At 65.0% G+C, this 14,743-nt stretch carries 14 protein-coding genes; 8 read left to right on the top strand and 6 right to left on the bottom strand.

All coding sequences use genetic code 11. From position 1 onward, the window contains the following. Positions 1 to 172: 172 nt before the first annotated feature. The 6 genes from IEV83_RS06235 to IEV83_RS06210 all read left to right on the top strand — a co-directional run bounded on the left by IEV83_RS06235 (position 173) and on the right by IEV83_RS06210 (position 8,044). Positions 173 to 628 (top strand): GatB/YqeY domain-containing protein, encoded by a 456-nt coding sequence (locus IEV83_RS06235; RefSeq protein WP_181759354.1) that lies wholly within the window; start codon positions 173 to 175, stop codon positions 626 to 628. A 42-nt stretch (positions 629 to 670) separates the two neighbouring features. Beyond that, on the top strand, positions 671 to 2,671 hold the full coding sequence (gene dnaG / locus IEV83_RS06230) for a DNA primase (RefSeq protein WP_181759353.1): 2,001 nt from the start codon (positions 671 to 673) through the stop codon (positions 2,669 to 2,671). Between the two features lie 502 nt (positions 2,672 to 3,173). Next, on the top strand, positions 3,174 to 5,183 hold the full coding sequence (gene rpoD, locus IEV83_RS06225; RefSeq protein WP_181759352.1) for an RNA polymerase sigma factor RpoD: 2,010 nt from the start codon (positions 3,174 to 3,176) through the stop codon (positions 5,181 to 5,183). 378 nt (positions 5,184 to 5,561) lie between these two features. Continuing rightward, complete coding sequence (locus tag IEV83_RS06220; RefSeq protein ID WP_181759351.1) at positions 5,562 to 6,965, top strand: DUF930 domain-containing protein; 1,404 nt, start codon at positions 5,562 to 5,564, stop codon at positions 6,963 to 6,965. A gap of 163 nt (positions 6,966 to 7,128) precedes the next feature. Then, positions 7,129 to 7,518: a DoxX family protein gene (locus IEV83_RS06215; protein ID WP_181759350.1), complete on the top strand. Its 390-nt coding sequence runs from the start codon at positions 7,129 to 7,131 to the stop codon at positions 7,516 to 7,518. A 115-nt stretch (positions 7,519 to 7,633) separates the two neighbouring features. Continuing rightward, positions 7,634 to 8,044 carry a ketosteroid isomerase-related protein gene (locus IEV83_RS06210; RefSeq protein WP_181759349.1) on the top strand — a complete coding sequence of 137 codons (411 nt, stop codon included), beginning with the start codon at positions 7,634 to 7,636 and terminating at the stop codon, positions 8,042 to 8,044. A 59-nt stretch (positions 8,045 to 8,103) separates the two neighbouring features. Here IEV83_RS06210 and IEV83_RS06205 read toward each other — a convergent pair whose 3' ends face one another. The 3 genes from IEV83_RS06205 to speD form a co-directional block, all read right to left on the bottom strand. Continuing rightward, positions 8,104 to 8,610: a cytochrome b gene (locus tag IEV83_RS06205; protein WP_181759348.1), complete on the bottom strand. Its 507-nt coding sequence runs from the start codon at positions 8,608 to 8,610 to the stop codon at positions 8,104 to 8,106. A gap of 241 nt (positions 8,611 to 8,851) precedes the next feature. Beyond that, positions 8,852 to 9,727, bottom strand: coding sequence for a polyamine aminopropyltransferase (speE, locus tag IEV83_RS06200; RefSeq protein ID WP_181759347.1), 876 nt, complete (start codon positions 9,725 to 9,727; stop codon positions 8,852 to 8,854). Next, complete coding sequence (gene speD, locus IEV83_RS06195; protein ID WP_181759346.1) at positions 9,724 to 10,248, bottom strand: adenosylmethionine decarboxylase; 525 nt, start codon at positions 10,246 to 10,248, stop codon at positions 9,724 to 9,726. The genes speE and speD overlap by 4 nt, the downstream gene beginning before the upstream one ends. 21 nt (positions 10,249 to 10,269) lie before the next feature. Here speD and IEV83_RS06190 point away from each other — a divergent pair, with 21 nt between their 5' ends. After that, entirely contained in the window at positions 10,270 to 10,995 is a 726-nt protein-coding gene (locus IEV83_RS06190) for a GNAT family N-acetyltransferase (RefSeq protein ID WP_244628074.1), read from the top strand. A 42-nt stretch (positions 10,996 to 11,037) separates the two neighbouring features. Here IEV83_RS06190 and IEV83_RS06185 read toward each other — a convergent pair whose 3' ends face one another. From IEV83_RS06185 to IEV83_RS06175, 3 genes are all read right to left on the bottom strand, one after another. Next, entirely contained in the window at positions 11,038 to 11,778 is a 741-nt protein-coding gene (locus IEV83_RS06185) for an SIMPL domain-containing protein (RefSeq protein WP_181759344.1), read from the bottom strand. An 83-nt stretch (positions 11,779 to 11,861) separates the two neighbouring features. Continuing rightward, positions 11,862 to 12,929 (bottom strand): AI-2E family transporter, encoded by a 1,068-nt coding sequence (locus tag IEV83_RS06180; protein ID WP_181759343.1) that lies wholly within the window; start codon positions 12,927 to 12,929, stop codon positions 11,862 to 11,864. Positions 12,930 to 13,125: 196 nt separating this feature from the next. Continuing rightward, a complete protein-coding gene (locus tag IEV83_RS06175; RefSeq protein ID WP_181759342.1) occupies positions 13,126 to 13,599 on the bottom strand; it encodes an Lrp/AsnC family transcriptional regulator in 474 nt (157 codons plus the stop codon). A gap of 147 nt (positions 13,600 to 13,746) precedes the next feature. Between IEV83_RS06175 and IEV83_RS06170 the strand changes: the two genes are divergently transcribed. Next, positions 13,747 to 14,703 carry a nucleoside recognition domain-containing protein gene (locus tag IEV83_RS06170; RefSeq protein ID WP_181759341.1) on the top strand — a complete coding sequence of 319 codons (957 nt, stop codon included), beginning with the start codon at positions 13,747 to 13,749 and terminating at the stop codon, positions 14,701 to 14,703. The last annotated feature ends 40 nt before the right edge of the window (positions 14,704 to 14,743 follow it).

Genomic DNA, 14,743 nt, shown 5'->3' with positions numbered 1-14,743 from the left:
TGTCAACGGTGCGTCCAGCGCGGCAATGTAGGGGAAGCCAGCGAAAGGGTCAACTCTCGGCTGGACAAGAAAATAGCGATAAAAATCAATCGTATAATTGATAGGGCTGACGGATAGGCCGCCGCTGCGGAGGCCATCCGGCGCCGTGGCGGTGCAGACAACGGGGCAGGTCATGCGTGACAGGATCAACACGGCACTGCGCGAAGCGGTCGATCGTGACGACAAGCGACGGGCGGCGACCCTGCGGCTCGTGCAAGCGGCGATCAAGGATCGGGACGCGCGGGCGCGTGAGCTTGGACAGGACGGCGTGCCGGAAGACGAGGTGCTGGATATCCTCAACAAGATGGTGGGCCAGCGCGATCGGTCGATCCGCGACTATGAGGAAGCCGGCCAGCTCGATCTCGCCGAGCAGGAGCGCGAGGAGGCTGCCATCATCCGGGAGTTTCTCCCCAAGCAATTCGACGAGGCGGCGATGAAAACCGCCTGCGAGGACGTGGTCCGCGATATCAAGGCCAAGGGACTGCGTGACATGGGGCGGTGCATGTCGGCGCTGAAGGAACGGTACCCGGGGCAGATGGATTTCGTGCGCGCCAGCTGCGTCGTGAAGGATCTTCTGCGGGCCGACTGACGGGTCTCGCCCGCCGTTCCGGAAGATCGGATACAGGATATCATGCGTTTTTCACCCGGATTGCTCGACGAAATTCGTGCAAGGCTGCCCCTGTCGGAGGTGGTTGCCCGGCGGGTCAGCTGGGACCGGCGCAAGACCCAGGTCGCCCGTGGCGACTTCTGGGCCTGCTGCCCGTTTCACCAGGAAAAGACCCCGAGCTTTCATGTTGACGACCGGCGCGGGCGCTACAAGTGCTTTGGCTGCGGCGCCTCCGGCGATCATTTCCGGTTTCTGACCGAGACCGAGGGGCTGTCCTTTCCCGAAGCGGTGGAGCGGCTGGCGGAACAGTCCGGTGTGCCGTTGCCTGCGCCCGACCCGCGCGCGGCGGAGCGGGCGGAGATGCGCGCCAGTCTTGCCGATGTCTGCGAGATGGCCGCCCGGTATTTTCAGGCAGAGCTGACGACCTCCGGCGGCGAGGCGGCCCGCGCCTATGTGACCCGGCGCCGGCTGAAGCCGGAAACCGTGCGCGAGTTCCGCATCGGCTTTGCGCCGAACGGGCGTGACGGGCTGAAGCGCCATCTGCTTGGCAAGGGGGTGGACGAGGCGGCGATGGTCGAGGCGGGGCTTCTGATCCGCCCCGACGATGGCCGGGCCTCCTATGACCGGTTCCGCAACCGGCTGATCATCCCGATCCAGGATGACCGGGGGCGGGTGGTCGCCTTTGGCGGGCGGACGCTCGATCCCGATGGCCAGCCGAAGTACCTCAATTCGCCGGAAACGCCGCTGTTTCACAAAGGCACGATGGTGTTCAACTTCCACCGGGCGCGGGAGCCGGCCTATCGGCTCGGCCAGGCGCTGGTGGTGGAAGGCTACATGGATGCCATTGCGCTGTGGCAGGCCGGGTTTACCCATGTGGTCGCCTCCCTTGGCACCGCCTTCACCGAGGAGCAGGTGGGTCGGCTGTGGCGGCTGGCGCCTGAACCGGTGATCTGCTTCGACGGCGATGCCGCGGGTGTGGCGGCGGCCCATCGGGCGGTCGACCGCATCCTGCCGGTGCTGCGCAGCGGCCATTCCTTCGGGTTCGTCTTTCTGCCCGATGGCAAGGATCCGGACGATCTGGTCGCCGAGGGCGGTGCGGCGGCGGTGTCCGCCCAGCTCGACCGGGCGATGCCGCTGATCGACGTGTTGTGGTCGCGCGAGGTGGAGAGCGCGCGGATCGACACGCCGGAGCGGAAGGCGGCGCTGGAGAAAAGCCTCGACGATCTTGTGCGCTCGATTGCCGATGAGCGGGTGAAGCGGGGCTATCAGCTCGATATTCGGCTGCGGCTGTCCAACCTGTTCTACCGCCAGGCGCGGGCCATGCGCGATCAAGCCGGGCCGGGCGGTGCGAGCGGTGGCAAGCGCGCGGGCCGGGCTGGCGGCGCGCCCGATGCTCCGCCCTCGCTCAGCCGCGCCGAAGCGCCGGCCGGCCCACTGTTCGGCAGTGAGCGGACCTTGTGCGGTCTGTGCCTAAAATATCCCGAATTGCTGGAACGCTACGTGGAGCGCATCAGCCTTGCCGGGATCAGCGATGCGCTGCACGCCCGGTTTCGCGATGAATTGTGCCGGATCGCTACGGAATTGCAGGATGTTCCGGTCAGCAGCTTCTTCGAGACGCTGGACGAGCGCTTCTATCAGATCCTCTCCGAGGTGCTTGAGGGGGAAGAGCGCGGCGCGCGCGGCGGACGGCTGCAGCCCCGGTTCCAGGACCTGATGCAGCGCCTGCCGATCCTGCGGCACGATCCGCCCGCCGATTTCATCGAGGATCTGTTCTGCCACTACCTTGACACGCTGGAAATTCGAGGCCTGGAACAGGAGCTTGAGGCGGAACTGGATGCCCTGGGGGAGGCGGTGGACGAGGAGGCCTGGCAGCGATTCCGGGCACAGTCGCAGGATCTGGCCCGCCGCCGCGAGGAATGCGCGCGGGACGAACAGGACCTGGCCGACCGTGGCCGGGTCTTGCGCAACGCGCGGCCGGCGACGGCGGTCGCGGCGATGACCGCGCAGAGCGGGCAGGGACACTAGGGTCTGGACCCTGGGCGAGGCCCGGGCTTTTCACGGGGCGGGCGAAAAGACGGGGAACGGCCATTTGATTCGATTGACGGCTTCGAATCACTCTTGCGAATCTCTCGGCTTGCGCTAAATAACAACATTCGACAGCACCGGGGCACCGCATCAGGGCCATCACGACCATGGATGAGCCACACGCGCGGTATGAAATCAGGTGATGCTGTCCCATATCCTCTAAGGGTTTGCCGGACCGGGCAGCCTGAGATCGTGTGCGCGGGTGACTTTGGCAGGAGTGGCGCGCCGGTCTTTCGTGTCGCCAGCGGCAAGTCAGGGTTAAGTGGCACTTAACGGACACCGACTAAGAGTGATGACGAGATCGCGCCCGACCTGTTCATGACGGACGGCGCATGGGCTTATTGCTGTCGTTTTCTTTGACGGCCGGGACGCAACGGTTCGACAGCGACTGAAATGAAACGCGGCGACGCCGGATTGCGACGACGGCGGGGCGGAGAAAAGTATGGCAGCGAAAGCAACCCAGGCGGAAGACTCCCAGGAAACGGCAAGCGAAAACACCGACGGCCCCTTGCTGGACCTGTCGGACGCCGCCGTCAAGCGGATGATCAAGCTTGCGAAAAAACGCGGCTATGTGACCTATGAAGAGCTGAACGAAGTTCTTCCCTCCGAAGAAGTGACCTCCGAACAGATCGAGGACACGATGGCCATGTTGTCGGACATGGGCATCAATGTCATCGAGGAAGAGGAAGCGGAGGAGGCGGCTGCCGAAGAGGGCAGCGCTGCCGGGGGGGAACTCGTTGAGGCGGCGCCGCGCGCGGTGGCCAAGACCACGACCAAGGAGCCGACCGACCGGACCGATGATCCGGTGCGCATGTATTTGCGCGAGATGGGCTCGGTGGAGCTTCTGTCGCGCGAGGGCGAGATTGCCATCGCCAAGCGGATCGAGGCTGGCCGCGAGGCGATGATCGCGGGCTTGTGCGAAAGCCCGCTGACCTTTCAGGCGATCATCATCTGGCGTGACGAACTGAACGAGGGCAAGGTCCTCTTGCGCGACATCATCGACCTTGAGGCGACTTACTCCGGCCCGGATTTCAAGGCCGAGGCCGAAGAGGGCGACGACGAGGACGAGGACGGGGAGAGCGCCGCGCCGAAGAAGGACGCGGGCGATGGTGCCAGCGCCTCCGGGTCGGCATCCGATGAGGAAAGCTCCGAGGATGGCGACGACGACGACGAGTTCGAGGCCAATATCTCCCTCTCGGCGATGGAAGCGGAGCTGAAGCCGAAGGTTCTGGAGACCTTCGACAGCATCGCCGACGAATACAAGAAGCTGCGCCGGCTCCAGGATCAGCTTGTGGAGAACAAGCTGGCCAACAAGACGCTGTCGCCGAGCCAGGAGCGGCGCTACAAGAAGCTGAAGGAAGACATCGTCGTCGATGTGAAGAGCCTGTCGCTCAACCAGCAGCGTATCGACGCGCTGGTCGCTCAGCTCTACGACATCAACAAGCGGCTGATGGGCTATGAGGGACGGCTGTTGCGCCTGGCCGACCGCCATGGCGTTGATCGCGGCGACTTCCTCAAGCAGTATCAGGGCAATGAGCTGGATCCGAACTGGATCCGCAAGGTTGCCAACCTGTCCTCGCGCGGCTGGAAGAACTTCGTCGCCGGCGAGAAGGACATGATCCGCGAGTTGCGGCAGGAGATCCAGAATCTCGCCAGCGAGACCGGACTGGAGACCATCGAGTTCCGCCGTATCGTCTCGATGGTGCAGAAGGGCGAGCGCGAGGCGCGCATCGCCAAGAAGGAAATGGTGGAGGCGAACCTGCGTCTCGTCATTTCCATTGCCAAGAAATACACCAACCGCGGCCTGCAGTTCCTCGACCTCATTCAGGAAGGCAACATCGGCCTGATGAAGGCGGTGGACAAGTTCGAGTACCGGCGCGGCTACAAGTTCTCCACCTATGCCACCTGGTGGATCCGGCAGGCGATCACCCGCTCGATTGCCGACCAGGCACGCACCATCCGCATTCCGGTGCACATGATCGAGACGATCAACAAGATTGTGCGCACCTCGCGGCAGATGCTGCATGAGATCGGCCGCGAGCCGACGCCGGAAGAGCTGGCCGAAAAGCTGCAGATGCCGCTGGAGAAGGTTCGCAAGGTCCTGAAGATCGCCAAGGAGCCGATCAGCCTCGAAACGCCGATTGGCGACGAGGAGGATTCGCATCTCGGCGACTTCATCGAGGACAAGAACGCGGTGCTGCCGATCGACGCGGCGATCCAGTCGAACCTGCGCGAGACGACGACCCGGGTTCTGGCCTCGCTCACCCCGCGTGAGGAGCGCGTGCTGCGCATGCGCTTCGGCATCGGCATGAACACCGACCACACGCTGGAGGAAGTCGGCCAGCAGTTCTCGGTGACCCGTGAGCGTATCCGTCAGATCGAGGCCAAGGCGCTTCGCAAGCTGAAGCACCCGAGCCGGTCGCGCAAGCTGCGCTCGTTCCTCGATAGCTGAGCGCCTTGCAAGGACAGATAAAGTGGAAACCCGGCGGAGACGCCGGGTTTTCGCTGTCGACAAACCGCAAGGCCTCTCGTGGCATCATCCCGGGCAAGCGTCAGCGCGACCCGGGATCGGGGAGTCGAAAGACGCGCGTTTTCAGTCGACTAGACCCGACAGGCCGTGGCTCGCCGGTCCCGGATCTCCGCTTGGCGCTCCGTCCGGGAGGACGCCCTTAGGGGCGTTTGTCATCAGGCACAAAGCCCGGCGATCATCGCCGGGCTTTTTTATTTTGCCGTCCCCGTCGGCTGTCTTATTGACTTCGCCGGGCCGCTCCATGAGCCTTGCGGCCTCGCATTTCCCTGACCCGGCTTTTTGCCAGAAGGTGCCGTCTCCGTGGATTTCACGCCCTCCGACTTGCCCCAGATCGTGCCCACGTCGGCGCCCGCGCGCGATGCAGGCCGGGCCGGCGGTCAGCTGTTCTGGGTGGGCGTGGCCGTATCGCTTCTATTGCACGGGCTGATCGGTCTGATGTTCCTCGATACAGCGGCTCGGAAGATGGCGGCGCCGGAAGCGGCGGAACCGGTCGAGGTGGTGCTGGTGCCGCCGCCCCAGGCGCCCGCGCCCGAGGAGGGGCCGGAGGAAGAGCCGGCCCCCGAAGAACCAGCGCCGGAACCTGAGCCCGAACCGGAACCTGAAGAGGAACAGGAGCCGGAACAGGAACAGGAAGAGCGCGCCCCCGAGCCCGAACCCGAACCGGAGGAGGTTGAGGAAACGCCACAGCCCGAACCGGAACCGGACGTCACGCCGCCGTCGGCACCGGACGCAGGCAGCCTGCCGGTGCTGCAGCCGGTGGAGGAATTCGCGGAAGAGACAACGGAGGCTGCGAGCGGGGAAGACGGCGAGCCGCTTGACGGCACGTCCATGCCGGCCGAGGACGAACCGTCCGCCGAAGAGCCCGCCGGCGAGAACGGCGAGGCCGAACGCGCCGAGCTGCCGCAGGCGGAAGAAACCGACGATGCGGCGACGGACATGCCCCCTGAGGCGGAAAGCGATACCGCCGCAACCGACAGGCCGGCGTCGGAAGACGCGACCTCTGAGGAAGCCCCGACCGAGGAACAGGCGGTCGACGACGAAACCGTCGAGGATGCGCCGGTTACGGAGCCGGCGCCCGAGGAGGCTTCGCCGGACACCGATATCGTCGCCGGGCCGGAGGCAGAGGGCGAGACGGCGCCGGTCGGCGAGACGGCTGTGGACGAGGCTTCGGCAAGCGCGCCCGAGGCGGAGGGCCTTTCTGGGGCAATCGCGACCGCCTTGCCCCGCGCCAAGCCGACCCCGCCGCCGGCAGCCGTGCGGGCCGCCGAGCAGGATGGCCTTCCGCCGGGCGTGCGGCTGCCCGGTGGGGCGAACGAACCGGCGCGCCGTCCAGGCGCGCCGCGGCTTGCCCGCGCGCGGGAGCTTTTCTCAAGCCGCATTCTGGGGGATTCGCGGGCCCGCACGGCGATGGCGGGCCTCTCCGGGCCGCAGCGGCTCAATCTTCTGTGCGTGACGGAGCTGCGCGCGCAGATCCGCGACCTTTATCCCGACCGGCCGCCGGAAATCCTGCCCTCCTTCCGCCCGCAGGCCGGTACGGTGCTGGCGCCGGTGCGGGCGGCCTATCGCTCGCGGGGGATGTGGTATGACCTCGATTTCCGCTGCGAGACCGATCCGGCCGTGACCCGGGTGGAGCGCTTCAGCTTTCGGGTCGGTGCCCCGGTCCCGCGCAGCCAATGGGCGGCGCGCGGCTTTCCGCGCAATTGAGCGGTCGTCCCCCGGTGATCGGGGACGGTTGATGTGGGTGCGCGCCGGATTGCGGTTCCGGGGCGCGCGTGCGTAGGGTAGAGCTTGGTCGCGCGCCGTCCGGCATCCGGGCGGCGCACCCGGGCAAGACGGTCGCCGCGACGGGCGGCCCAAGGAGATCGACGTGACCTTTCTGAAGCCTTATTCGGCCCTGTTTCTCAGTGTCTTCCGCATCATGGCGGGATTGTTGTTCCTGCAGCATGGCACCACCAAGTATCTCAGCGTTCCGGCCAGCCAGATGTCCGGCGTCTCGCCGATGACCATGGGCGGCGCGGCGGGGCTGATCGAGCTGGTGTGCGGCGCGCTGATCGTCATCGGTCTGTTCACCCGGCTGGCGGCGTTTCTCGCCTCGGGCACCATGGCGGTCGCCTATTTCATGGTGCATGCGCCGCAGGGGACCTATCCGCTGCTGAACGGCGGCGAATTGGCGGTGCTTTACTGCTTCTCCTTCCTCTATCTGGCAGCCGCAGGCCCCGGCCCGCTCAGCATCGATCGCATGCGCGGCGCCGGCTGAGAGCAGCGGTCACTGTCTGCCGTCCGGAAGCTGCCCGTGTGCGGCTTTGTCCCGCTAGGGTCTGGACTCATGAATGAGGCCGGACCCTAGACCCTCTCAGAATGGATTTCACACCATGTCGCATGACACGACCCGGGCGTTGATCGACGCCTATTACGCCGCCTTCAATGCCGGTGACACCGATGCCATGCTGGCGCTGGTCAACGATGACATCGCTCATGATGTCAATCAGGGCGCACGGCGCGTCGGCAAGGAGAAGTTCGCCGAATTCAACGCGCATATGACCCGCTGCTACAAGGAGACCCTGTCGGACATTGAGGTGTTCGTCTCCGAAGACGGCAGCCGGGCGGCGGCCGAGTTCATTGTCTCGGGCACCTATCTGGTGAGCGATGAAGGGCTGCCGGAGGCGGCGGGCCAGACCTACCGCCTGCCGGCGGGCACCTTCTTCGATATTCGCGATGGCCGGATCGCGCGGATCACCACCTATTACAATCTGCAGGACTGGATCGCCCAGGTCGGTGCCTGACTTTGGAGCTTTGAAGCGGCGCGGGGTGGCTTGCGAGACACCCCGCGCCGATTCCTTTTTTATGACGGCCGGGCGGAAAGCATCCGGCGCAGCGTGTCGTCCTTGCGTATCAGGCTGTGCCAGACGGTGGCCGCCACATGCAGGCCGATCAGCACGATGAAGACCGGCTTTACCTTTTCGTGGATCTCGCCGATGTCATGGATGCCGAGGTACCAGGCGATGGCGCCGCTGACCGGCGCGGCGATCAGCAGGCCGTAGAACAGCAGATAGACCGCCTTCATCACGAACAGGCTCGCGCGGGTTCCCTCAGGTGCGGGCGGCGCGCCGCGGGTCATCCGCAGCGCCAGACGCCAGAGGGTCAGGCCAAGAATCGCGAAACCGAACCAGATGTGCAGATTGCCCGGCAGGGCCTGGAAGAAATCCGGGGTCTGGCCATCGCGCAGGGCGCGGCCGAGGTCCTTGATGTCATGGCCGAACACGAGCTGGTAGATCACCAGCGCGGCGATGGTCCAGTGAAGCAGGATCTGGGTGCGGCTGTAGGCCGTGGGGGAGGAGGGACGTGCCATGGGTCACCTTCGTTCGGTGTCTTGTCGGATGTGCTGGTGCCGATGATCGTGCCAGCAGCATGGGGTTAGGCTTTGGAGCCTAGCTTGTGACTATCCCTGAGCTATGTCGGGCCTGTCGCAAAATGTAACCGGCGGTTCTCCTCCGGACATCGCCCCATACTCCGCTCGGCCCATGAAAAAGGGCGGCTCACTGGCCGCCCCTTGTCAGATCGTCACGTTTCGGCGCGTGGCCCGATGGGGATCAGCCCTTGTCGCCGCGTCCTTCGGCCACCGCATCGCCGATGAAGCGCGGCAGGGCGAAGGCGGCCTGATGCACGTCTGGCGTATAATAGCGGGTGTCGAAATCCGCCTCGGCGAAACGCTGCTGCAGCACATCCAGCGGTGTCTTGCGCGCTTCGACGTTGTCGGTGGCCCAACCAAACGCCATGTGCCCGCCGAAATAGGTCGGGATCGCGGCGATATAGGCTGCGGCATCCTTGTAGATGCCCGAGAAATGGCGGACCGAGATGACCAGTTCCTCGCGCTGCAGGAACGGAACGCCGTTCTGCGTGACGAGAATGCCGCCGGGGGTCAGGCAACGATGAACGCCGCGATAGAACTCTTCGGTGAAGAGCACCGCGCCGGGACCGTGCGGATCGGTGGAATCCACCAGCACGATATCGAACCGTTCGTCCGTCTCCGCGACGAAACGCGCCCCATCGGCAATCACCAGGTCGAACCGCGGGTCATCGAACACCGGGGCGTTGAAGTCGGCGAAGTTCTCCTTGGAGAAATCGACCACGGAGCGGTCGATTTCCACCTGGGTGAGCTTCTCCACGCCCTTGTGCTTCAGCACTTCCTCGGCCATGCCGCAGTCGCCGCCGCCGATGATCAGCACCTTGCGCGCCGCGCCATGGGCCAGGATCGGCACATGCGCCATCATCTCGTGATAGATGAACTCGTCGGCGCTGGTGACCTGGGTCACGCCATCGAGCATCAGCACCTTGCCGAACACCGGGTTCTCGAACAGGACGAGATCCTGATGCTCGGAGCGATCCTGGAAGATCACCGTGTCGCAGGTGTATTTCACCTCGACGCCCGGATAGAGCGTCTCGTTGAAGACCAGCCCACCGTTCATGCGACCTCCTTGCCGCGCAGCAGTTCGCTCACCTGCGACCGTCCGGGCGTGAAGGCGCGTTCCAGAACGGCAACGCACTTTTCCGGTTCCGCATCGCCGCACATGAAGACGTCGAAAGCCGCATAGCCGGCCTCCGGCCATGTGTGGACAGAAATATGACTCTCCGCCAGCACCGCCACACCGCTGACGCCCGTCGGCTCGAACGGATGCAGGTGAATGTGCAACAGCGTTGCGCCCGCTTCCTCGATACAGGTCTTCAGCGTTTCCTCGATATAGGGCAGGTCGTCGAGACGCTCGGCATCATACAGATCGATGATCAGATGCGAGCCGGCGTATCGAACCCCTTCCTTCTCGATGAAGTGGTCCAAACGTTCGTCTTGCCCGTTGGAGGCGGGCGCTACAGTGATGTTGTCTTCCGTATGGGTGGTGCTTCTTGGCTCGTCAAAGGCGGGCATGCGCAAGCCTTCATAATCACGAGCCTCCAAGTCCATCCCCAATTGGAAGAGGCCGTCGTCAGACATGGCGGTCTCCCCAACCAGTAGATGAAACCCGGGTTCAATCCCGAACAGGCACCCTATAAGCTGCCCGACGCGCCGGTACAATGCATTTTTCGCATCTCGGCCATGCGCGAACGGATAAAAAAGAAAAAAAGATCAAATGAGGCGGATGACGTGGCGGTCACGATCAATACTTTGACGGGTAATGAAATAGAGGCGGTTCTGGAGCCCCTGGCGCGCCTGCGCGTGGAGGTATTCAGAGAGTGGCCCTATTTGTACGATGGATCGGCGGCCTATGAGGCGGAATACCTCTCCCGTTACCTTCAGTCACCAGGTGCTGTGGTGGTCGGCGCGTTTGACGGAGGGAAGTTGATCGGCGCCGCCACCGGGCAGCCGCTGCGGGATGAGGTCGACGATATTCGCACACCTTACGAGGCGGCGGGGCTCGATCCGGCCGAGATCTACTATTTCGCGGAATCGGTGCTCACCCGTGCCTATCGCGGGCGGGGCATCGGCCATGCCTTCTTCGAAGGGCGGGAGGCACGCGCCCGGGCGCTCGGCTTCGACGCGGCCACCTTTTGCGCCGTCATCCGGCCGGAGAATCACCCGCGCCGCCCGGACGGCCACCGCTCGCTCGACCCGTTCTGGCGAAAACGCGGGTTCGCGCCGGTGGACGGATTGACGGTCGGTTTCGACTGGCCGGATGTGGGCGAGACGGGCAGCAGCCGCAAGGCGCTTCAGGTCTGGCTGCGCCGGGGCCTGTTGTGCTGAAACGCACCGGTCCCGGCGTGCTGTCGGAAAGCGTTGGCGCCCTTACTGGCTGAGCTGCCAGGTGACGTTGATGCGCACTTCGAGGGTTTCCTCGCCGGCTTCGATCGGCGCGGCCCCGGAATCGGCCATCGCCATTTCGGCGCGGGCCATCATCATCTTCGGACGCGGGCCGAAGTCCTGTTCGTTGATCGACAGCACCCGGCCGAGCGAGACGCCGGCGGCTTCGGCATAGAGCTTGGCCTTGCGCATGGCATCGGCCATGGCCGCCTTGCGGGCCTCGTCTTTCAGCTCTTCGGCGTTGCTGACCTCAAAGGCGATGCCGTCGATGCGGTTGGCGCCGTCACGGACCATCGCGTCGAGCAGCTTGCCGAGGCCGTCGAGTTCGCGCACCCGCACCCGCACACCATTGCTGACCCGGTAGCCGATGACCGTGTTGTAGTCCTGCTGGTTCGACTTGGGATCGACCCGCTTGTAGCGCGGCATCACGGAAAAGCCGCTGGTCTGGATGTCGCGGCCTTCGATGCCGGCGGATTTGATCCGCTCGATCACCGCCGTCATCGCCGCGTTGTTGGCGGTCAAGGCTTCGGCGGCGGTCTTGGCGTCGCTGACCACACCGCTGCTGACCCAGGCAAGATCCGGGGCGGCGGTGACCGTGCCACGCCCGGTCATGTCGATGGTGGCGATGCGCGGTTCCTCAGCCCGGGCGGCCGGGACGGCCAGCATTGCCGACAGGGCAAGGGCAAGGGCAGCGGTGTGAAAACGGTTGCTGTGCGAAAGGCGCATACGCGAATCTCCTGAACGCTCCAATTGGATGGCGCGACCTTTGGTGGCAATTGCGGCGCGGAAATGGCGCTGGGGTTGTCGTCTCACTCCGTGTCGTCGGCAACGGTGATCGGCGCGCCCACCTCGCCGTCGGCGGACAGCAGAACGGCAAACGGCCGGGAGGCTTCGAACTGGGCGCAGATGATCAGCACCATCACGGTGAGCGGCACGCACAGCACCATGCCGGTCACCCCCCAGATCGCGCCCCAGAAGGACAGCGACAGCATGATCACAAGGCCGGACAGGTTGAGGCTGTTGCCCATCAGGCGCGGCTCCAGAAGGTTGCCGATCAGGAACTGGATGGTGCCAAGGCCGAGACTGATGATCAGGAACGGGGTGAGCGTGTCGAAATAGACCAGCGCGAGCAGGCTGGGGAAAATCACGGCGGTGAGCGAGCCGATGGTCGGGATGTAGTTGAGCAGGAAGGCGATGAAGCCGAACAGCGCCGCATAGGGCAGGCCGAGCACGGTCAAAAGCGCGCTGGTCAGCATTCCGGTCAGGACGCTGACGCCGGTCTTGATGCCGAGGTAGTGGCGCAGCGCGTCAGTGATGCGGCCGCGCACCTTGAAGGCGAAATCCGCCCGGCCCGGCGAGGTGAAGGCTCGCGCCAGCTTGCGGTCGAAGGTCGACTGTTCCAGCAAGAGGAACAGCACGTAGATGAACACCAGCGAGGCGGAGCCTGCGATGGTGGTGATGGCGTTGGCGCCGGCGGCGATCAGCCGGTTGAGGCCGCCGGCGGGCATCAGATCGGAGAGCTCGATCGGGTCCTTCAGACCGAAGCGGGTGGAATAACTGTCGAACAGCCGTTCCAGCCGCGCCTGATACACCGGCGCGTCGCGGGCAAGATCGGTGAGATTGGCGGTCACCACGTCGACCACCACCACCGAGGCGCCGAAGATCAGCGCCAGCGCCGCCGGCAGGGTGATGGCGCGGGGCAGGTGTCGGCCGATCAGCGGGATGCCGTTGACGCCGGCGGCGAGTGCGTTGATCAGGTACCAGACCAGAAGGGCGATGATGAAGGGCAGCAGGAGCGCCCGCCCGACCACCAGCAGCCAGCCGGTCAGCGAGACGGAAAGAAGCACCATCGTGATCAGCGTCGGGGTACGGGGCATCAGGGTCGGTCCGTCGGAATGGAAATGGGGCGTGGCCAGCCGCGCGGGTGGCCGGCCAGTCGTTGGCCGCAACTCTAGATGATTGACCGGCCTTGGGAAACCGGCTCCCGGAGGGTTGCTCCGGGAAATTGGTGCGGGAGCCTGGCGGTGGCGCATGCGGGAGCCTGGCGGTGGCGCATAAGGTCCGGAGCTTCGCTCAGGGCACCGGCAGCGCTGTCTCCTCCTTGCCGGTCTGGGTCACGAACATGGTCTTGAAGCGGGCGACATTGGTGGCATCGCGGAACAGCCGTTCGCAGATTTGGTGAAACTCGGCCATGTCCACCAGCCGCAGCATCAGGATCACGTCGATTTCCCCGGTCACCGCATAGGCGTGGGTGACCGCCGTCTCGCCCCGCGCTCGCTCCAGGAAGCGGCGCAGATGCTGTTCGCCATGCCGGTCGAGTTCCACCTCGACGATCGCCGAGAGCGTCCGTCCGAGCGCAGCCGGGGCGACCAGCGTGACGGTCTTCAGGAGAACCCCCTCGGCCTTCAGGCGCTGGAGGCGGCGCAGGCAGCTTGATGGGGACAAGCCGATTTCCTCGGCAAGGGCGGCGTTGGTGCGCGCGGCGTCCTTTTGCACGGCGGCGAGAAGTTTCCGGTCGAGGCGGTCAAGGCCGGTGCGCTGGGTCATGGAGAGGCTCGCTGAGGATCGTGCGGTCAGTATGGCTTGAGCTTGTTTTTGCAATTTTATTGCACAAAGACGCAAAATTTGACCGCAAATTTCGCCGAGTTGGTTTTAAGACCTGAGGACGTTTTCCAGCCATTCGGGACCATCGACATGCGGTTTCTTCCTCCTGCCCTGGCGCTGTTGCGCGATGCTCTCTCGCTTTATTGGGTGCTCGTCAGGATCGTGCTGCCGGTCATGGTGCTGACGCGGGTGGCGATCGAACTCGGCGTGGTGGAGCTGCTGGCGCCGCTGTTTTCCCCGCTGATGGCGCTTCTCGGTCTGCCGCCGGAGCTTGGAATCGCCTGGGCCACCGGGGTTTTGACCGGGGTCTGGGGCGGGGCGGTCGCGCTGTTCGCCCTGGTGCCGGCGGACCAGCTGACCACCGCGCAGGTGACCGTGTTCTCGACGCTGATTCTCTTCGCCCATGCCCTGCCGATCGAACAGCGCATTGTCCAGAAAGCCGGGCCGGGCCTTGTCGTCACCAGCCTGTCGCGGCTGCTTGGCGGGTTCCTGTGCGGGTTGATCCTGCACCTGATTTTCCAGGCGACCGGCTGGCTGCAGGACCCGGTGGTGCCCCATTGGGTGCCGGCGGGCTCGGAGACCGGATGGGGCGCCTTCGCGCTGGAAACCGCGGAAGCGCTCGGCTGGATGTTCGTGATCCTGCTCGCCCTCGTTATCCTGATGCGCCTTATGGAGAAAATCGGCGTGATGCGCTGGCTTACCAAGGCGTTGTCGCCGGTCCTGCGGCTGACGGGCATCGGTCCGGATGCCGCGCCGCTGACCATGGTCGGCCTGCTGCTTGGCCTGTCCTATGGCGGCGGGCTGATCATTCGCGAGGCGAGAAAAGGTCACCTCGGCGCGCGGGATGTGTTCCTCGCCGCCATGTTCATGGGGCTTTGCCACAGCGTGATCGAAGACACGCTGATCGTCGTGGCGCTGGGCGCGGATCTGACCAGCGTGCTCGTCGGCCGGGTGGTGTTCTCCATCCTTGCGGTTGCGGTGATCGCCAAATGCCTGGCGCTGGTGCCCGACCGCCGCTTCTTCCGCTATCTGTTCAATGCGGCGTGAGGGGGTGAGGTTCTCTTGGGCAGAAGATGAGTTCGGTGCG

Source organism: Stappia taiwanensis (assembly GCF_014635285.1).
Taxonomy (GTDB): Bacteria; Pseudomonadota; Alphaproteobacteria; order Rhizobiales; family Stappiaceae; genus Stappia; species Stappia taiwanensis.
Note: the sequence above shows the minus strand (reverse complement) of the source record. Positions and strands in the feature narration are given on the sequence as shown.

Coding starts and splice junctions, on each gene's coding strand:
- IEV83_RS06235 (WP_181759354.1), top strand. CDS start 173: ATGCGTGACAGGATCAACACGGCACTGCGCGAAGCGGTCGATCGTGAC.
- dnaG (WP_181759353.1), top strand. CDS start 671: ATGCGTTTTTCACCCGGATTGCTCGACGAAATTCGTGCAAGGCTGCCC.
- rpoD (WP_181759352.1), top strand. CDS start 3,174: ATGGCAGCGAAAGCAACCCAGGCGGAAGACTCCCAGGAAACGGCAAGC.
- IEV83_RS06210 (WP_181759349.1), top strand. CDS start 7,634: ATGTCGCATGACACGACCCGGGCGTTGATCGACGCCTATTACGCCGCC.
- IEV83_RS06205 (WP_181759348.1), bottom strand. CDS start 8,610: ATGGCACGTCCCTCCTCCCCCACGGCCTACAGCCGCACCCAGATCCTG.
- speE (WP_181759347.1), bottom strand. CDS start 9,727: ATGAACGGTGGGCTGGTCTTCAACGAGACGCTCTATCCGGGCGTCGAG.
- speD (WP_181759346.1), bottom strand. CDS start 10,248: ATGTCTGACGACGGCCTCTTCCAATTGGGGATGGACTTGGAGGCTCGT.
- IEV83_RS06190 (WP_244628074.1), top strand. CDS start 10,270: ATGAAACCCGGGTTCAATCCCGAACAGGCACCCTATAAGCTGCCCGAC.
- IEV83_RS06185 (WP_181759344.1), bottom strand. CDS start 11,778: ATGCGCCTTTCGCACAGCAACCGTTTTCACACCGCTGCCCTTGCCCTT.
- IEV83_RS06180 (WP_181759343.1), bottom strand. CDS start 12,929: ATGCCCCGTACCCCGACGCTGATCACGATGGTGCTTCTTTCCGTCTCG.
- IEV83_RS06175 (WP_181759342.1), bottom strand. CDS start 13,599: ATGACCCAGCGCACCGGCCTTGACCGCCTCGACCGGAAACTTCTCGCC.
- IEV83_RS06170 (WP_181759341.1), top strand. CDS start 13,747: ATGCGGTTTCTTCCTCCTGCCCTGGCGCTGTTGCGCGATGCTCTCTCG.